The 19,358-nt window shown below is 73.2% G+C and carries 9 protein-coding genes; all 9 read right to left on the bottom strand.

Translation table 11 applies throughout. The features are described 5' to 3' along the window. Positions 1–1,528: condensation domain-containing protein (locus ABGA99_RS22720; protein ID WP_347579909.1), on the bottom strand; the 1,528-nt coding region annotated here is incomplete at its 3' end. After that, positions 1,525–11,232, bottom strand: coding sequence for an amino acid adenylation domain-containing protein (locus ABGA99_RS22715; RefSeq protein WP_347583304.1), 9,708 nt, complete (start codon positions 11,230–11,232; stop codon positions 1,525–1,527). The genes ABGA99_RS22720 and ABGA99_RS22715, both read right to left, overlap by 4 nt. 512 nt (positions 11,233–11,744) lie before the next feature. Further along, positions 11,745–13,841: an ABC transporter ATP-binding protein gene (locus ABGA99_RS22710; RefSeq protein ID WP_347580017.1), complete on the bottom strand. Its 2,097-nt coding sequence runs from the start codon at positions 13,839–13,841 to the stop codon at positions 11,745–11,747. Positions 13,842–13,884: 43 nt separating this feature from the next. Further along, the gene (locus tag ABGA99_RS22705) at positions 13,885–14,115 is read right to left on the bottom strand and encodes an MbtH family protein (RefSeq protein ID WP_347579911.1); all 231 of its coding nucleotides are present in this window, start codon (positions 14,113–14,115) and stop codon (positions 13,885–13,887) included. Positions 14,116–14,264: 149 nt separating this feature from the next. Beyond that, the gene (locus tag ABGA99_RS22700) at positions 14,265–15,566 is read right to left on the bottom strand and encodes an ATP-binding protein (RefSeq protein WP_347579912.1); all 1,302 of its coding nucleotides are present in this window, start codon (positions 15,564–15,566) and stop codon (positions 14,265–14,267) included. 9 nt (positions 15,567–15,575) lie between these two features. Then, a complete protein-coding gene (locus tag ABGA99_RS22695) occupies positions 15,576–16,229 on the bottom strand; it encodes a response regulator transcription factor (protein WP_047020619.1) in 654 nt (217 codons plus the stop codon). A 248-nt stretch (positions 16,230–16,477) separates the two neighbouring features. Next, positions 16,478–17,281: an alpha/beta hydrolase gene (locus tag ABGA99_RS22690; RefSeq protein ID WP_347579913.1), complete on the bottom strand. Its 804-nt coding sequence runs from the start codon at positions 17,279–17,281 to the stop codon at positions 16,478–16,480. Between the two features lie 108 nt (positions 17,282–17,389). Continuing rightward, positions 17,390–18,694, bottom strand: a complete 1,305-nt coding sequence (dpgC, locus tag ABGA99_RS22685) for a (3,5-dihydroxyphenyl)acetyl-CoA 1,2-dioxygenase DpgC (RefSeq protein ID WP_347579914.1) — start codon at positions 18,692–18,694, stop codon at positions 17,390–17,392. Then, positions 18,691–19,353 carry an enoyl-CoA-hydratase DpgB gene (gene dpgB, locus ABGA99_RS22680; protein ID WP_347583303.1) on the bottom strand — a complete coding sequence of 221 codons (663 nt, stop codon included), beginning with the start codon at positions 19,351–19,353 and terminating at the stop codon, positions 18,691–18,693. The genes dpgC and dpgB overlap by 4 nt, the downstream gene beginning before the upstream one ends. Positions 19,354–19,358 lie beyond the last annotated feature (5 nt).

Raw genomic sequence — 19,358 nt, 5'->3', positions numbered from 1 at the left:
CCACCGCCACGAGGAACCGAGCCAACCGCCCCGCACGATCCCCCAACTCCCCATACGACAACGACACCCCACCCGCCACCACCGCCACCGCCCCCGACGACCGCACCACCTGAACGCCGAACAACTCCGGGGCCGGCGGCCCGGGCACGGGCGCAGCGGTGTCGTTCCAGCGGGTCGTGACCAGCGCGCGCCGCCGCGCGTCGAGGGCGTCGAGGCGGCCGACGGGCGCGGCCGGATCGGTCACGAGCTGTTCCAGCACCCGCACGAAGGACGCGGTGACGGTCTCGGCCCTGCCGTGCTCGAACACGTCGCGCCGGTAGAAGAGTTCGGCCCGCAGGTGCTCGCCGGGCCAGGCGATAAGCGTCAGGGGGTAGTGGCCGGCGTCCTGGGGCTCGCCGGCGAAGCGGAGGGACAGTGCCTCGGGGTCGTCGGACTCGGCGGAGGTGAGGGGGTAGTTCTCGTAGACGACGAGGGTGTCGAACGTGGCGCCGGGACCGGCGAGCTTCTGCACCTCCTGGAGCCCGACGTGCTGGTGCGCCATCAGGTCGACCTGGCGCCGCTGGAGGTCGGCGAGGAGGTCCACCGCCGGGCGGGCGGGGTCGAGCCGGACGCGGACGGGCAGCGTGTTGATGAACAGGCCGACCATGGCCTCGACACCGGGCAGTTCGGGCGGGCGGCCGGCGGCGGTGGCGCCGAAGACGACGTCCTCGCGGCCGGTGAGCCGGGCCAGGACCAGCGCCCAGGCGCCCTGCACCACCGTGTTGACCGTCAGGCCGTGCGCCCGCGACAGCTCCGCGACGTCCGCCGACAGCTTCGCGCCGAGCGTGAAGCGCACCCGTCCGGGCACCACCGGGCCGTCGAGCGCGTCCGGGGGTACGACGAGGGTCGGCTCGTCGGCACCGGCCAGCTCGGTGCGCCAGGCGGCCAGCGCCCGGTCCTTGTCCTGGCGGCGCAGCCACGCCAGATACTGCCCGTAGGAGGGGGCGGGCTTGAGCATCGACAGGTCCCCGCCCGCCTCGTACACCGCCGCCAGCTCCCGCAGCAGGATCGGCATCGACCAGCCGTCGATCAGGATGTGGTGGGTCGTCACCACCAGCCGGTGCCGCTCCTCGCCGAGCCGGACGAGCAGCAGCCGCAGCAGCGGGGCCGCCGCGAGGTCGATGCGCCGGCCGCGCTCCGCGTCGGCCAGCGCCCGGGTCTCGGCGAGCGCGTCCGCCTGGGGGAGCGCGGACAGGTCCGCGTTTCGCCACGGCAGCGCGACCTCGTGGGTGATGAGCTGGACGGGCTCGCCGGAGGGGCGCCGGTGGAAGCTGGCGCGCAGCGCCGGGTGCCGGGCGAGCAGCCCGGCCCAGGCGGCACGGAAGCGCCGGTGGTCCAGCGGTCCGCCCACGTCGAGCATGAACTGCACGGTGTAGACGCCGGGGCTGTCGGTGTCGAAGCCGGCGTGGAACAGCAGACCTTCCTGCAGCGGCGACAGCGGCCACATCTCTGCCAGGGCGGAGCCTTTGGCGACGGCTGGGGGATTCACCGGGTCAGTCCTCCTTGGAGCTTCGCCGCGATCGCTTCGAACTGGTCGATCTCGTCCTGGCCGAGGTCGAGGAGGGGGAAGTCGGAGGGGGTGTGCCCGCCGGCCGCCGGGTCGTCGGTGTGGGCGGCGAGCCCGGCGAGCATGCCCAGCCAGGTGCGGCCGAGACGGTCGGCGTCCGCCTCGGTCAGGACCCCGCCGGCCCAGGCGAGCGCGAGGGTGACCTCGGGGCCCGCGGAGGTGTCGCGGACGACCGGGTTCGCCTCCAGCACGTGGGTGATCGCCATCCCGGGTGCGGCCGAGCCGCCGACGGCGGTCTCCCCGGCCGGCTGCCACGCCTCGACGCGGGCCGCGCGGGGACCGGCGGTGAAGCGGCCCAGGTAGTTGAAGCCGACCTGGGGTGCGGGCAGCGCGGCCAGCACCTCGGCGGTCTCCGGGTTGAGGTGCCGCAGCAGGCCGTGGCCGAGGCCGTCGCCGGGCACGGCCTGGGCCTGCTCCTTGACCGCCTTCAGCAGCTCGCCGGCGGCGGGGCCGCCGCCGCGGGCCTCGTCCAGGTCGATGCCGCCGAGGTTGAGGCGCAGCGGGTGGACCGCGGTGAACCAGCCCACTGTCTGCGACGGGTCGAGGTCGCCGAGCTCCTCCCGGCCGTGGCCCTCCATGTCCACCAGCAGCCCCGTGTGCCCGCCGGGGCGCCAGCGCGCGACGGCGGCGGCGAAGGTGGCGAGCAGGACCTCGTGCACGCCGCAGTGGTACGCCGAGGGCGTACGGGCCAGGAGGGTGGCGGCCTGCTCCGCCGGCACGGTCCACGACGCCCGGCGCTGGGTGTGCGCGGTGTCGGCTGCGGGGTCGAGCGCCCGGCTGCCGAGCAGGGGCTCGGGCTCGACCAGCAGCTTGGTCCACTGCTCCAGCTCGGCCTGCCGCACCTCGTCCGCGGCCTGGGCGACGAGTTCGCGGGCCCAGCGGCGGAACGACGTCGGCACGGGGTGAAGCCGGGGCGGCCGGCCCGCGGCCAGCGCCTCGCAGGCGTTCTGCAGGTCGGGCAGCAGGACGCGCCAGGACACGCCGTCGACCGCGAGGTGGTGGACGACGAGCGCGAGGCGGCCGGTGCGGTACGGGCCGGCGTCCAGCCACACCACCCGCAGCATTCCGGCGCCGTCCGCGGGGTCCAGCCCGGCCGCCGCCTCGGCAGCCGCCCGGCCGGCGGTCTCGTCCAGTTCCCCGTCGGGCACGTCGGCGGCGTCGACCCGGGTGATCAGCGTGGCGGCGTCGAGAGCGCCGGGTTCGGGAACGAGGAGGCGGGGGTGCGCGTCGCCGGGCGCGGTGCGGGCGCGCAGCATGTCGTGCGCGCACAGCACGGCGGCCACGCCGTCCGCCAGTACCCCCTGGGCCAGCCCGCCGGGGGCGCCGACGACCGTCCACTGCGTGAACCCGGCACCGGCGACACCCGGGCCGATCCACCGCATCACCGGCGTCCACGGCACCTCGCCCACGCCCGAGTCGCCGTCCCCGCTGCCGGCGGTCGCGTCCGCTCCGGGGGCGGCGGTCTCCAGTGCCACGGCCAGTCGCTCGGGAGTGCGCTCCTCGAAGATCTGGCGCGGAGTCAGCACGAACCCCGCCTTGCGGGCCCGGGACGCCAGTTGCATGGACGTGATCGAGTCGCCGCCCAGCTCCAGGAAGCTGTCGTCCGCGCCGACCCGCGCCAGCCCGAGCACGTCGGCGAAGAGCGCGCACAGCGCCGTCTCGGCGGCACCCCGCGGCGCCCGGCCGATCGCGCGGCCGGCGAAGTCCGGGGCGGGCAGCGCCTTGCGGTCCACCTTCCCGTTCGCCGTCACCGGCATCGCGTCGAGCACCAGCACCGCGGCCGGAACCATGTACTCCGGCAGCAGCTCCGCCGCGTACGCGCGCAGCACGTCCTCGGCGGCATACCGCTCCCCGTCCGCGACGACATACCCCACCAGCCGCTTGTCGCCCGGCCGGTCCTCCCGGGCGACGACCACGGCCTGCCCCACCGCCTCGTGGCCGGCGAGCACGGCCTCGATCTCGCCCAGCTCCACGCGGAAACCACGCACCTTCACCTGCGCGTCCGCGCGCCCGGCGAACTCCAGCACGCCGCCGCCGGTCCAGCGCACCAGGTCACCGGAGCGGTACATCCGCTCCCCCGGCGCGAACGGGCAGGCCACGAAACGCTCCGCCGTCAGCTCCGGCCGGTCCGCGTAGCCGCGGGCCAGGCCCGCGCCGGCGATGTACAGCTCGCCGGTCACCCCGGCGGGCACCGGTCGCAGGAAAGCGTCCAGCACGTACAGCCGCATGTGGTCGAGGGGCCCGCCGATCGGCACGGACGGCGGGAGGGGCGCGGCGGGCTCGATGCGGTACGAGGTCGCGAAGGTGGTGGTCTCCGTCGGCCCGTACCCGTCCACGACCACCAGCTCCGGGCATGCCGCCCGTACCCGGCGCACCGCCTCCGCCTGCACCGCGTCACCGCCGGTCCACACCTCACCCAGCCCGTCCAGGCACTCCGGGTCGTCCTGCGCGAACAGGTGGAAAAGCGCGGCCGTCAGCCACATCGCGGAGATCCCGTGCCGCCGGATCAGCTCCCTGAGGCGCGCGGGCGTCAGCACGCCCGGCGGGGCGACGACGACCCGGCCGCCCGTCAGCAGCGGCGCCCACAGCTCGTACGTGGCGGCGTCGAAGGTCTGCGGGGAGTGGAAGAGGACCCGCTCGTGGCCGCGGGCGAAACGGCCGTCGCGCGCGAGGGCCGCGACGTCGCCGTGGGTGACCTCGACGCCCTTGGGCCGCCCGGTCGAGCCGGAGGTGTACATCACGTACGCCACGTCGTCCGAACCGAGCGGCATCGCGCCCGCGGCGGCGGAAGCCAGCAGTTCGTCAGCGCGGGTGACCGGCGCCGCCCGGGTGCCCGACTGCCGGTCGGACACGGTCAGTACGGTCCTGCCGAGCGCCAGACCCGTGCGCGCCGCCGGCCAGTCCGCCGCCACCGGGACGTACCCGGCACCGGCCTTGACGATGCCGAGGAGCACGATCACCAGCTCTGCGGACCGCTCCATCACCACGCCGACGAGATCCCCGCGCCGCACCCCGCGCGCTGCGAGCCCGCCGGCCACCCGGTCCGCCGCCTCGTTCAGCTCCGCGTACGTCCACTCCCGGTCGCCGTCGACCAAAGCGACGGCATCGGCGCACCGCGCGGCCCGCTCGCCGAACAGCTCCGGCAGCGCACCCGGGGCGAGCGGACGCCCCGTGTCGTTGAAGTCCCCCAGCACGCGCGCCCGCTCGGGGCCGCCGAGGACGTCGAGCCGGCCGACCGGCGCCCCGGGGTCGGCCGCCATCCGCTCCAGGACACGCACGACCCGGTCGAGGACGGCACCGGCGGCACAGGTGTCGAACGAGTCGAGCCGGTGGCTCAGCTTCAGCCGCAGCCCGCCGGCGGGGTCGGCGACCAGCGTGAGCGGGTAGTTCGTCTCACCCCACACCGTGGCCTCGGTGAAGCGCAGCCCCGCCGGGGCCACGCCGTGGGCGGCGTGTGGGTCGCCGGAGGCGCCGACCCCGGCGGGGAAGTTCTCGAACGCCATCACGGTGTCGAAGGTCGCGCCCGGCCCGGCGAGCCGCTGGATGTCCGCGAGGCCGAGGTGCTGGTGGTCCATCAGCGCCGACTGCCGCGCCTGTACGTCGGCCAGGAGGCCGGCGACGCTCTGCGCCGGATCCAGGCGCACGCGCACCGGGACCGTGTTGATGAACAGCCCCAGCATGTGCTCCATACCCGGCAGCTCCGCCGGGCGGCCGGCGACCGCAGCGCCCAGAACCACGTCGCTCCGCCCCGCGAGCTGGCCCACGACCATCGCCCAGGCCGTCTCGATCACGGTGTTGAGCGTCACGCCGTGCGCGCGCACCAGCCCGGCCAGCGCCTTGTCCAGTGCGGCACCGACGGTGCGCACGACGTCCTGGGAGGGCGCGTCGGTGCCGTCGCGGTCGCCGGGCGCGACGAGCGTCGGCTCGTCGGCGTCCGCCAGCGCCCGCCGCCACGCCAAGGCGGCGGCGTCCTTGTCCTGGCGTGCCAGCCAGGTCAGGTAGTCGCGGTAGGGCGTCACCGGCGGCAACCCTGCGGCGCTGCCGCCGGCCGCGTAGCAGGCCCACAGCTCGCGCCGCAGGATCGGCACCGACCAGCCGTCGAGCGCCAGATGGTGGAGGGTGATCACCATCCGGTACCGCTCGGCACCGAGCCGCAGCAGCGCCACGCGTAGCAGCGGCGGGCGCGCCGGATCGAACCGCCGGGCGCGCTCGGCGGCGGCGATCCGCTCCGACTCCGCCCACGCCTCCGCCGCGTCCAGCCCCGAAAGATCTTCCTCGCGCCACGGCAGTTCGACGTCCTCGACCACGACCTGTACGGGCCGCGTCACGCCGGGCAGATGCCGGAACCCGGCACGCAGGCTGGCGTGGCGGGCGAGCAGCGCCTGCCACGAGGCCCGCAGAACGGCGGCGTCGAGCGGGCCGTCCACGCCGAGCACGAGCTGTCCGATGTAGACGTCGGCGGCCTGCACGTCGTACACCGCGTGGAACAACAGCCCTTCCTGCAGCGGCGATACCGGCAGGACCTCCACCAGGCCCGGCACGGCGGCCGACAACTCGTCCAGCGCCTCCGGCGTCAGGTCGACGAGCGGCGGCGCGTCCGGGGCACCGGCGGCGTCGGCCACGGTGGCGGCGACGGCGAGCCTGGCTGGGGTACGGAGTTGGAACACCTGGCGCGAGGTGAACGCCAACCCCGCCCGCTGCGCCGCCGACACCAGCAGCATCGAGCGGATCGAGTCGCCGCCGAGAGCAAAGAAGGAGTCGTCGGCGCCGACGCGTTCCAGGCCGAGGACATCGGCGTACAGCGCGCAGAGCAGCACCTCCCGCGGCGTTGCGGGCGCGCGTCCGGCAGTCCCGCACGCCGCCGGGGCGGGGAGCGCCTTGCGGTCCAGCTTGCCGTTGGGTGTGAGAGGCAGCGCGTCGAGGGCGACGATCGCGGCGGGGACCATGTGCCCGGGCAGCCGGGCCGTGGTGAACTCCCGCAGGATGTCCGGCTCCACGCGGTCGCCGGCCGGTACGACGTAGGCGACGAGCCGCTTGTCGCCGGGCTGGTCCTCGCGTACGACGACGCAGGTGTGGGCGACGTCGGGGTGGGCGGCGAGGACGGCTTCGATCTCGCCGGGTTCGATGCGGAAGCCGCGGATCTTGACCTGCTCGTCGGCGCGGCCGGCGAAGTGCAGCAGCCCCTCGCCGGACCACCTCGCCAAGTCACCCGAGCGGTACATGCGCGCGCCGGGCTCGAAGGGACAGGCGACGAACCGCTCGGCGGTCAGCCCACCACGGCCGATGTAACCGCGGGCAAGACCCCGACCGGCGATATACAACTCACCGGTGATCCCCGGGGGCACGGGCCGGAGGAATTCGTCCAGCACGTACGTGTGCGCATTGCCGATCGGGCGGCCGATGGCCGGAGGCGCATCATGCGACTCGATGCCCGCAGCCAGAGGGGTGGCGGTGGTGATGACGGTCGCCTCTGTCGGCCCGTACGTATTCCACACCTGCGCCTGCCGCGACCACCGCGAAGCCAGATCCGCAGTCAGCAACTCCGCACCCAGCACCCAGTTCCGCACCCCCGGCACCGCCGCCGGATCCAGAACACTCAACAGCGACGGCACCACGCTCGCCACCGACACACCCGCACGACGGATCATCTCCGCCAGCGCCGCAGGCTCCTCCCGCTCCCCGCTGGCGGCAACCGCCAACGTGCCACCCGCCGCCAGCGTGACCACCACGTCCAACACCGCCGCGTCGAAGCTGAACGACGCGAACTGCAACGCCGTCACACCCTCCCCGACACCCAGCACCGGCCGCATCGCCTCCGCCAGGTTCGCCGGCCCCCGGTGGGACACAGCAACACCCTTGGGACGACCGGTGGATCCGGACGTGTAGATGACGTACGCCAGCTCGTCGAGCCCGACGCGCCGCTCCACCGCCGCGCCGGACTCCGCTGCGATCTCCGCAGCGGCCTCGTCCAGCAGCACGACCCGGGCCCTTCCCACGGGCACCCCGGCCATCGACTCGGCCACCCCGACGACCACGGCGGCACCGCTGTCCGCGATCACGAAGCCCAACCGGTCCGCCGGATAGGCGGGATCGAGCGGCACGTACGCGCCCCCCGCCTTCCACACCGCGAGCATCGCCACGACCATCTCCACGCCACGCGGCAAGCACAGCCCCACGCGCGACTCCCGGCCCACAGCGAGCCGCCGCAGATACCGCGCCAGCCGGTTCGCCCGCGCGTCCAACTCCCCGTACGACACCTCCTCCGTCCCGCACCGCACGGCGACCGCCTCCGGGGCCTGCCCGGCCCGCTCCTCGAACCGGTCCAGCACCGAACCCGCCGGCACCGCAAGGCGCGTGTCGTTCCACGCCGACACCACCGACACCCGCTCGGCCGCCCCCAGCGCGTCGACATCGCCGACCCGCGTCCCCGGGGCGGCGGCCATCTGCGCCAGCACGCGGACGAAACGGTCGGCCACGGTCTGCGCGGACCGCTCGTCGAAAGCGTCCAGCCGGTAGTCGAGCCAGAGCTTCATGTCGTCGTCCGGCTCCACGCCCAGGGCCAGGGCGTACGTCGTCGACTCGCGCAGCCGGGACTCGGTGACCCGCAAGGGCTCCGGCGGGGCACCGGCACCGGAGCCGTAGGTCCGGAGGGTCATCAGGGTGTCGAACGTGGCGCCGGGCCCGGCGAGCCGCTGGATGTCGGCGAGGCCGAGGTGCTGGTGGTCGAGGAGCGCGGTCTTCTGTGCCCGGACCGTGTCGAGCAGTTCGCCGATCGTCTGTGCCGGGTCAAGGCGGACCCGTACGGGCACCGTGTTGAGGAACAGCCCGACCATGTCGGCCACGCCAGGCAGCTCCGCCGGCCGACCGGCGACCACGCTGCCGAAGACGACGTCGCTGCGGCCCGCGAGCTGCCCCACGACCATCGCCCAGGCGGTCTCCAGCAGTGTGTTCAGTGTCAGGCCGCGGCGGCGGCCCAGATCCGCCAGCGCCGCGGTCAGCTCGGCGCCCGGTTCGGCGACCACCTTGCCGGTCGGCGCCGCTTCACGGTCCCGGCCGGCCGGTGCCACGAGCGTCGGCTCGTCCACGCCGGCGAGCGCGTGCCGCCACGCCCCGGCGGCTGCCTCCTCGTCCTGCCGGGCCAGCCACGCCAGGTGGTCGCGGTGCGGTGTCGCGGGCGGTAGGACGGACAGGTCGCCGCCCGCCGCGTAGAGGGTCCACAGCTCGCGGAGGAGGATCGGCAGCGACCAGCCGTCCAGGGCGATGTGGTGGAGGGTGACCACCATCCGGTACCGCTCGGCGCCGAGCCGCAGCAACGCCACGCGCAGCAGCGGCGGCTGCCCCGGATCGAACCGCTGCGCCCGCTCGGCGTCCGCGATCCGCTCCGCAGCCGCCCGCGCCTGCGCGACGCCCAGCCCGGACAGGTCCTCCTCGCGCCACGGCAGCTCGACGTCCCCGACGACCACCTGCACCGGCCGCCTCGCCCCGGCCGACTGCCGGAACCCGGCCCGCAGACCGCCGTGACGGTCCAGCAACGCCTGCCAGGCCACCCGCGCCAGGCTCGGGTCGAGCGGCCCGTCCATGCCCAGGATGAGTTGGCCGACGTACGCATCGGGCGCCCGGTCGTCGTACAGCGCATGGAACAGCAGGCCCTCCTGCAGCGGGGAGAGCGGCAGCACGTCCACCAGCCCGGGCACCGCCGCCGTCAGCTCCGCGCGCTGCTCGGCGTCGAGGTGCAACAGCGGTGCGTCCGCTGCCGCTGGGTCCGGGGCGGCACCGTGGCTTGACGCGGCAAAGGCCGCCAGGCCCGCCGGTGTCCTGCTCTCGAACACCTGCCGGGTGGTCAGGGATAAGCCGGCCTCACGAGCGGCGGACACCAGCAGCATCGAGCGGATCGAGTCGCCGCCGAGAGCGAAGAAGTTGTCGTCGGAGCCGACGTGCTCGATGTGCAGCACGTCCGCGAACAGCTCGCAGATGCGCTGCTCCAGCGGCGTCGCGGGGGCGCTCCCACGTGTCGGCCCGCCGGGCTCGGGTGGCGGCAGAGCGGCGCGGTCGACCTTGCCGTTGGGGGTCAGCGGCAGCGCGTCCAGGACCACGAGGGCGGCGGGCACCATGTGCGCGGGCAGCCGCCCGGCGGCGAACTCCCGCACGTCGTCCGCGTCCACGCCGCCCTGAGCAGCCACGACGTAGCCGACGAGCCGCTTGTCGCCCGGCCGGTCCTCCCGCACGACGACGGCCGCCTGCGACACCCGCGGATGGGCGGCGAGCACGGACTGCACCTCGCCGGGCTCGATACGGAAGCCGCGGATCTTCACCTGCTCGTCGGCGCGGCCCACGAACGCCAGCTCGCCGTCCGCGGTCCATCGCGCCAGGTCCCCCGAGCGGTACATCCGCCCACCGGCTGCGAAGGGGCAGGCGACGAACCGCTCGGCGGTCAGCCCGCCGCGGCCGAGGTAGCCGCGGGCCAGACCGGCACCGGCGATGTACAACTCCCCGGTCACGCCCGGCGGCACGGGACGCAGCAGAACGTCCAGGACGTAGACGCGGGCGTTGCCGAGGGGGCGGCCGATCGGGGGCGGCGGATCGTCCGGGTCGATGTCCGAGCCGAGCGGTGTGGCGGTGGTGATGACGGTGGCCTCGGTCGGCCCGTACGTGTTCCACACCCGGGCCTGCCGCGACCACCGCGAGGCAAGATCGGCGGTCAGCAACTCGGCGCCCAGCACCCAGTTCCGCACTCCCCGGACCGCGGCCGGATCAAGGACGCTCAACAGCGAAGGCACCACGCTCGCCACGGACACACCGGAGGTACCGATCATCTCCGCCAGCGCCGCCGGCTCCACCCGCTCCTCGTCCGAGGCGATCGCCAGCGTGCCGCCGGCCGCCAGGGTGACCGCGACGTCCAGCACCGCGGCGTCGAAGCTGAACGACGCGAACTGCAACGCCGTCACACCCTCCGCCACCCCCAGCACCGGCCGCATGGCCTCCGCCAGGTTCGCCGCACCACTGTGCGGGACCGCGACGCCCTTCGGCCGGCCCGTGGATCCGGAGGTGTAGATCACATACGCCAACTGCCCCGGCTCCGGCACCGCGCCCAGCGATTCGGCCGATGCCGCGGCGATGTCCTCCGCCGCGTCGTCCAGCGACACCACCCGCCCCGCCGACTCCGATACCACCCCCGCCGTGGCACCGGTCGTCAGCACGACCGTGGCGGCGCTGTCGGCGACCATGAATGCCAACCGCTCCGCCGGATACGCCGGATCGAGCGGCACGTACGCGCCCCCGGCCTTCCACACCGCGAGCATCGCCGCGACCATCTCCACGCCCCGCGGCAGGCACAGGCCCACCCGCGACTCCGGGCCCACCCTCAGCCGCCGCAGATACCGCGCCAGCCGGTTCGCCCGCGCATCCAGCTCCGCGTACGACACCGTGTCCACGCCGCATCGCACGGCGCAGGCGCCCGGCGTGCGCAGCGCCCGCGCCTCGAACCGGTCCAGGACCGTCCCGGACGGCACCGCAAGGCGTGTCTCGTTCCACCCCGACACCACCAACGCCCGCTCCCCCGTACCCAGCAGATCCACGTCGCCCACCCGGGCGTCCGGGTCCGCGCTCACACGCTCCGCGAATCTCACGAACACCCGCCTCAGCGCCGCCCCCGCCTCCGAGATGGATACGGGGAGCGCAGACGCGGCCACCTCACATATCGCTCCGCCCCCGCATATCGCTCCGCCGTCCGCCCTTCCCGCCTTCCCCTCAGCGGCGAGCAATTCCTCGGCGGACCCCTGGAGTTCGTCCAACGTGCTCCCCGGCGCAATCTCGATACGTACGGCCCCGCGGATCTCCCCCTCGACGACGACCGCCACTTCCCGGTCGCCCGTCATCCGGTGTAAGAATCCCGCGGCCACGGCCGCCGCCTTCGTCGCGGACGCTTCCAGGTGCACCGCGATTTCGAGGCCGTCCGTGAACCGGAGATCCCATGTGCCGCCGGCGGGGCACGGTGTCATGTGCACCACGGGCAGGGCAGGGCTGCGCGAATCAGACATTCCTGAGGTCTCCACTGGCTCAATCGGGCGACGACGTTCATGGCGATTGCGGACCGCGCGACGCTGCGCGTCCTCTGCCTGCGGTTGACGAACTCGTGGGGCTAGCGCGGTCCGGGACCGTGCAGAACGGGACCGGGCCCGCCCATTCCGGGGCCGGGTCCCATACCCGGCCCGGGGCCGATGAGTATTCCCTGCGGAGGGCCGTCCATGAGGGGGCCGTTCGTCGGCATCGGTGCCATCTCCGGCGCCGGGGCATCGCCGGTCTTCGGCCGGCGGGAGAACTGCGTGCGGTACAGCTCGGCGTAGAGGCCGTCGAGTTCGAGCAGTTCGTCGTGGGTGCCGTGCTCCTGGACCTGACCCTGGTCGATGACCAGGATCTGGTCCGCGTCCCGGATGGTGGAAAGCCGGTGGGCGATCACCAGCGAGGTCCGGCCCGTGAGCGCCGTCTTGAGGGCCCGCTGCAGCGCCGCCTCGGACTCGGAGTCCAGATGGGCGGTCGCCTCGTCGAGGACCACGACCGGCGGGGCTTTGAGCAGGAGCCGGGCCATGGCGATGCGCTGCTTCTCGCCGCCTGACATCCGGTAGCCGCGGTCCCCGACGAGGGTGTCGAGGCCGTCGGACAGCACCTCGATCAGGCCCCAGATCTGGGCAGCTCGGCAGGCTTCGATCATGTCCTTCTCGGTGGCGTCCGGACGGGCGTAGTGGAGGTTCTGCCGGATGGTGGTGTGGAAGAGGTGGGCGTCCTGGGTGACCATGCCGACGGTGTCGCGGAGCGACGCCAGCGTCAGGTCGCGCAGGTCGTGGCCGCCGATCCGGACGATGCCCTCGCCCGGGTCGTAGAGCCGCGGCACGAGGTGGGTGATGGTCGTCTTGCCGGCGCCGGAGGGGCCGACGAGGGCGGTGAGCTTGCCCGCGGGGGCGGTGAAGTTCAGGCCGCGCAGGGTCCAGGAGTTGTCGTCGCGCCGCGGCGCAGGGCCGGCGAGGGACTCCAGGGAGGCGAGGGAGACGTCCGCCGCGGACGGGTAGCGGAAGGAGACACCGGAGAACTCGATCTCCGGCGCGCTCGCCGGTACATCGGCGGCGGCCCCGTTCGCGCCGGGCCGGTTCGCGGCAGCTCCGCTCGCGGCGGCCGTGGGCAGGGCGAGGGCGTCCGGCTTCTCCTGGATGAGCGGCTCGAGATCGAGGATCTCGAAGAGCCGGTCGAAGCTGACCAGCGCCATCAGGATGTCCCGCTGGGCGCCGGAGAGCTGGTTGATCGGCGCGAGCAGCCGGGTGAGCAGGGTGGCGAGCGCCACCAGGGTGCCGATCTGGAAGACGCCCTCGATGACGAGGCCACCGCCGAGCCCGTAGACCAGCGCGGTGGACAGGGAGCCGACGAGCATCATCGACAGGAACAGCATCTTCGAGTAGACCGACGCGCGGACACCGAGGTCGCGGCCCTTGCCCGCGAGGTCGGCGAACATCCCGTTCTCGGTCTCCGGGCGGCCGTAGAGCTTGGCGAGCAGTGCGCCGGTGACGTTGAACCGTTCGCTCATAAAGGCGCCGATCTCGCCGTTGACCTGCATGTGTTCGCGCATGACGCGCTGCAACCGGTGGCCGACGACTTTGCCGGGGAGGATGAAGAGCGGGAGCATTACGAGGCTGATCAGCGTGATCGCCCAGGAGAGGTAGAACATCGCGCCCAGCACGAGGAGCGCGGTCAGGCCGGCGGAGACGACGGTGGACAGCAGCGAGGTCAGGGCCTGCTGGGCGCCGACGACGTCGGTGTTGAGGCGGCTGACCAGCGACCCGGTCTGGGCGCGGGTGAAGAATCCGAGCGGCTGGCGCTGTACGTGGTCGAAGACTTCCGTGCGGAGGTCGTAGATGAGCCCTTCGCTGACCTTCCCGGAGAGCCATGCCTCGGCGAAGCCGACGACGGTCTGCAGGAGCGACAGGACCGCGACGGCGACGGAGATCCAGACGACGACCGAGGTGTCCCGCGGCATGATGCCGTTGTCGATGAGGTACTTGAAGAGAATGGGAACGGCCACCACGATTCCCGCATTGAGCGCGGTGACCGCGAACAGCACGGAAATTCTGAGTCTGTGCGGCCGGGTGTAGGGAAGGATGCGCTTGGCCGTACCCTTCTTCACTTTCTGCCTGGTGACCGAATCCGGCCCGCCGGCGCGCATGATGACCGGCCCTGAGCCGCCAATCATGGCCACGAATTACCTCCAGTGTTCGTCGTCGGGCCGGGGCGTCCTAGCGGGCGGCGGCCTGCTCGTGCCGGTCCATCTCTTCGATGAGGCTCTTCGGCCGCATGTCCGTCCAGTTCTCCTCGATGTAGTCCATGCACGCCTTGCGGCTCTCCTCGCCGAACACGGGCTTCCAGCCGGCGGGGACTTCGGCGAAGGCGGGCCAGAGGGAATGCTGGTTCTCGTCGTTGACCAGCACCAGGAAAGTGCCGTTCTCGTTGTCGAACGGATTCGCCATGACCGCTCCCGTCAGTGAGGTTTCCTCAAGCCGGAATACACACTAACCAGGCGGGCAGAAGGCGACAAGGTTGGACAACGGGAAGGTGTCCAACTGTGAATTGTCAGCAGTTGGACGGGAGTTATTCGGGGGAAACGGAAAGGGCCGTCTCAGAAATGGGCGGGAGCGGTGCCGGACTCGGTGAGCCTGGCCGCCCGGGCGTCCTCGCCGGGCCCGTCGTCCCGCAGGGGGAAGGCGACGGTCACGGCGAGCCCGCCGCCGGCTCCGGCCTCGGCGGTGAGCGTGGCGCCGTGGGCGGTGGCGATGGAGCGGACGATCGACAGGCCCAGCCCGTGGTGCCCGTCACCGGCGGTGCGGCGGAGCCGCTGGAACGGGTGGAAGAGGCGCTCGACCTGGTCCGGCGGCACCGCGGCGCCGGTGTTGCGGACGGAGAGGTACGCGCCCCCGTCGCGTACACCGGTGGCGATCTCGACGCTCCCGCCCGGGACGTTGTAGTCGATGGCGTTGTCGAGGAGGTTGGCCACCAGCCGGTGGATGAGGGCGGAGTCACCCGAGATACGGGCCGGTTCGATGGCCGAACGGACCGCCAGCTCGCGCCGGCCGATCTCCGGCCGGAAGGCGGGCAGGACCTCGTGGGTGAGCGCCGCGAGGTCGAGCGGTTCCCGGCTGTCCAGCCCCCGGTCGCTGCTGGACAGGGTGAGAAGCGACTCCAGGAGGGTGGCCTGCTGCTTGCTGATCGTCAGCAGCCGCTCGAAGTTGGCGCGGAAGGATTCGAGGGTGGCGCCGCGGTCGATGAGGGTTTCCTCCAGCAGCGCGTGTTCGAGGGTGAGGGGTGTGCGCAGTTCGTGGGCCGCGTTGGCGACGAACCTCTTCTGGGATTCGAGCGCCGTCTCCAGCCTGCCGAGCAGCCCGTTGACGGTGTCGGCGAGGTCCTTCAGCTCGTCGGGCGGGCCGCCGGTGGCCAGGCGCTCGTGCAGGTTGCGCGCGGAGATGTGGCGGATGGTGCTCGTCATGGTGCGCAGCGGCCGCAGGACACGGCCGGCGACCACCCAGCCGAGCCCGATGGCGATGACCGACATGATGGCGAGGGCGAGCCCGGACTGCATGAGCAGCCGGTCGAGCATCGCCTCCCGCTGACGCCACGCCTGCTGGCGCATCTCCTCGACGATGCCGCCCTCCAGGCTGCCGAGGTCCTCGTCGAGCCGGTAGGTGCGGGTGTCCGCCTGGGCGGAGGACCGGGAGGAGCCGTACTGCACGTCCTTGAACGTCACCAGCCCTCCGGAGGGGCGGGCGACGAGGAGGTACGTGATCGCCAGCAGCACGGCGCCGGAGAGGACGAACAGCGAGCCGTACAGGAGCGTGAGGCGCACCCGCACCCGGCGGGGCGTGAGCTGCGCGGACATCGCGCCGACGCGCTTCAGGACGGCCAGGTGCAGTCTCGACGGCCCCATGGGCGTACCTCAAATCCGGTAGCCGCTCCGCGGCACCGTCTCGATCACCGGGGGCAGACCGAGCTTGGAGCGCAGGCGGTTGATCGTGGTCTTCACCGTGGTGGTGAAGGGGTCGGCCGCCTCGTCCCACACCCGTTCGAGGAGTTCTTCCGCCGAGACCACCCGGCCCTGGGCGGAGAGCAGGCACTCCAGGACGGCGAGCTCCTTGGGGGTGAGCGTCAGCCGTTCGCCGCCGCGGGTGGCGAAGCGCTGGGCGGGGTCGAGCCGGAGGTCGCCGTGCTCCAGCACGGGGGGTACGGCGGGCTGGGCGCGGCGGGCGAGGGCCCGCAGCCGGGCGACCAGTTCGGCGTAGGCGAAGGGTTTGGGCAGATAGTCGTCTGCGCCGAGGTTCAGTCCTTCGACGCGGTCGATGATCGTCCCGGAGGCGGTGAGCATCAGCACACGGGCGTGGTGGGGCTGGGAGACCAGCTCCTTGCACACCTCGTCGCCGTGGACGCCGGGCAGGTCGCGGTCGAGGACGACGACGTCGTAGTCAACGGTCATCGTGCGCTCCAGCGCGTCGGATCCGTCGTACACGACATCGACGGCCATACCCTCCCGGCGCAGCACCCGTGCCACCGAGTCGGCCAGCTCAGCGTGGTCTTCGACTACCAAAACCCTCATCAGCGGCACCTGCCGGCGGTCTCGCGGGCGCAAGGTGAGGATGCGGCGGACAGGCGTTCGAGAACGGCCATCATGGCTGACGATCCCCCACCTTGCGTCACACTGCGGTCACAGCGCTTCACTTCGTCGTGTCCCCGTGCTCGGCGGGAACCGCCTTCAGATTAGCGCGGCCGGGTATAAGGCCGGGGTTTCGGCGGACGGGTTCCGGCCGGGGTCTTCCTGCTGGTGGCGGGCGCAACGAGCGGGGCTCAGGCGGCGGCGAAGAAGTCGAGAACGGCCGCGTTGACGGTGTCCGGCTTCTCCAGATAGCCGTAGTGGCCGCAGCCGGGGATCTCGACGTACGCGGCGCCGGGAACGGCGGCGGCGACCTCACGCGACAGGTGCGGGCGGATGACGAGGTCGTCGCCGAAGCCGATGACCAGGCACGGGCAGGATATGCGCCGGTACGCGCCGAGTCGGTCGACCGTCGTCTGCAGTTCCAGTTGCCCGCGGAACGCCGACATGTCGGCGGCCGTCATCTCGAAGACGTCGAGCCAGTCCCGCAGGGTCGCCTCGTCATTCAGGGTCTGGGGGGAGAGGTTCTGGAGGGCGTTGACGTACGCGGCGTAGCGCGGGGGGAGCTTCACACCGCTGTCGCAGAGGTCGAGTTCGGCGGCGGTCATGGCCGAGACCAGGCCGTCGGCGCGGCCGGTGGGTGCCATGAGGACGGCCTGCCGGACCAGTTCCGGGCGGGCGAGCAGGAGTTCCCGGACGATACTCGCGCCGAGGGAGAAGCCGACGAGACGGCAAGGGGCGAGGTCCAGGTGCTCGATGAGCCCGGCGGTGTCGGCGGCCATATCGGCGAGGGTGAAGCCTTCGGGGCACGGGTCGCTCGGAGGCATCCCGCGGTTGTCGACGGTGATCACACGGTGGCCGGCGGCGGTGAGGGCGGGCACCTGATGGGTGCGCCAGATCCGTCCGGGGGCGCCTGTGCCGGTGACCATGACGACCGGTTCCCCCGCGCCGTGGTCGTCGAAGCCGAGGGTGATCCCGTTGATCCTGGCGGTGGGCATCGGGCTGGCTCCCTTCCTTGGGTTGCCTGCGGTTCCTTCGGCGGCCGGTGGTTCTGCGGCGGCGGGTACGTCCGCGGCAGCCGGTCGCCCGGCTGCCGCGGACAATGATCACGCCGACCGCTGCGTGAACCGGCCGGCCTTGCCGACGACGTCCGCACCGTGGATCCGCAGGGCCTGCTGCAGCGCGAATTCGGCCATATAGCGCCGGAACTCGTCCGCCGGCTCCTCGGCGACGTTGAGCATGTGCCGGTTGGGTACGACGGCGGGGCTGGAGAGCCGGTCGACGGCGGCGGCGATCGCGTCGTCCATCCCGGCCGGCTCGACCACCTCGTCGAGGACCAGCCGCGCGTCGGGGTCGGTCGCCCGGAGCCGGCGGTCCTGCAGGATGACCTGCCGGGAGATCCGCGGTCCGGTGTGCCGGCCGAGCCGGAAGTTCCCGGCGCCCGGCACGATGCCTTCGCGGGCGGCGGGCAGGGACACGTAGGCGTCCGAGGCGGCGAGCACGTGGTCGCAGACGAGCAGCAGTTGCATGCCGCCGCCGATGGCGAACGTGTCGACGGCCGCGATCCAGGGCTTCTCCACGGTGCGGGAGTGCCAGGGCGCGCCGCCGACACCGCGCACCCCGCGAACGATCTTGTGGATGTAGCCCAGCTCGCGGCGGAGCAGGAAGCCCACCAGCGAGATGTCGCCCGCATGCAGGCTCTTGAGATTGATACCGGCGCTGAAGACACGCCTGCCGAGGTAACGCGGATGCGTCATCTCGCCGCCGCGCAGCACGGCGACCCGGACACCGGGGTCGAGCAGCGCGAGGTCGACGGCGGTCTCCATGTCGTCGACCTGCTGCTCGTCCTCGGCGTTGAGGCAGTCGTCGCGGTGCATCGTGAGATACGCCGCTCCGTCGCACCGTTCGAGCCGGACGGAGCGGGTGTCGACCAGGCCGGTCTCGGTGAACCGCGGCAGCAGCTCCAGCGCGCGGGGCGTGGGGCGCAGCATGGCGTCGAGCAGGTGGGCGCCGGCGACAGGGGAGGCGAGCACGGCCCGCAGGAAGATGCCCTGGTCGATCTCGTGGCCTTCTTTGTCCGCCTGGAGCCGCGTGCGCTCGGCGGCCAGTTGCCCCGCGGTGGGTACGAGCCCGGGGTACGCGACGGCGGCGGCCGAGACCAGGCCGGCGAGCCGCAGGGGTGTGGTGCGGCCGTCGGTGAGGCGGTCGTAGACGGCGTCGACGTGGGTGTCGAGGAAGGCGGTGCGCAGCGCGCGGGCCTCGTCGAGCACCCCGGCGGCCCGGGTCCGCTGGGCGGGTGAGCGGGCGCCGCGTGGCGGCAGCGCCGCGATCGTCCCCTCGGCCCGGACGAGCGCGGCGCCGACCTCCGGCCAGGCGTCCCGGGCGGTCGCCGCTCGCCGGTCCGCGGTCACGGGACCACCCGGGCGGCGTCCGCCCGCAGCGACCGGTCGCAGGCGGCGAGGTGCCGGCCGAGTGCTTCTTCGAAGCTGGCCGTCGTGGCGTCGAAGAGCAACTGCCGGCGGATGGCGACTTCCTTGCCGGAGAGACCGCTGACCAGCCCGGCGGCCGCGGCGACGCCGCTCGCGGGGTCCGCGGCGAGGTCGTCGACCAGGCCCAGCGCCTGCGCTTCGGGGGCGTCGATGGGCAGGCCGAAGAGCGCGGCCCGGCGGATGCGGGCGACGCCGGCCACGTGGACGAGCCGGTAGCTCGCCATGCCGGGCCAGGTGGCCTCCCCGTCCCGGGCGACGAGCAGCCGGGTGCCGGGGGTGGCGACGCGGATGTCGGCGGCGAGGAGGGCGTCGAGCGCCGTGCCGCCGCAGTCGCCGCGGGCGACCGCGACCGTGGCCGCCGGCAGCCGTTCGAGCCGGCGCAGCGCTCGCTCCCACTTGCTGACCAGTTGGACGTCGAGCCCCCGGGTCCAGCCCGGCTCGGGGGCGCCGGTGACGTACACCGTGACGATGCCGGTGCCGTCGCCGTCCTCCGCCGCGTCGCAGACCGTGCCGAGCGCCTTGACGGCCGCGGCCGTCGGCGGCTCGGTCCCGTCGATTCTCAGCGTGAGCGTGTCGCCCATCGCAC

This window comes from Streptomyces sp. B5E4, assembly GCF_039871555.1.
Taxonomy (GTDB): Bacteria; Actinomycetota; Actinomycetes; order Streptomycetales; family Streptomycetaceae; genus Streptomyces.
The sequence above is the reverse complement of the archived record's forward strand: the minus strand, read 5'-3'. Positions and strand labels throughout refer to the sequence as shown.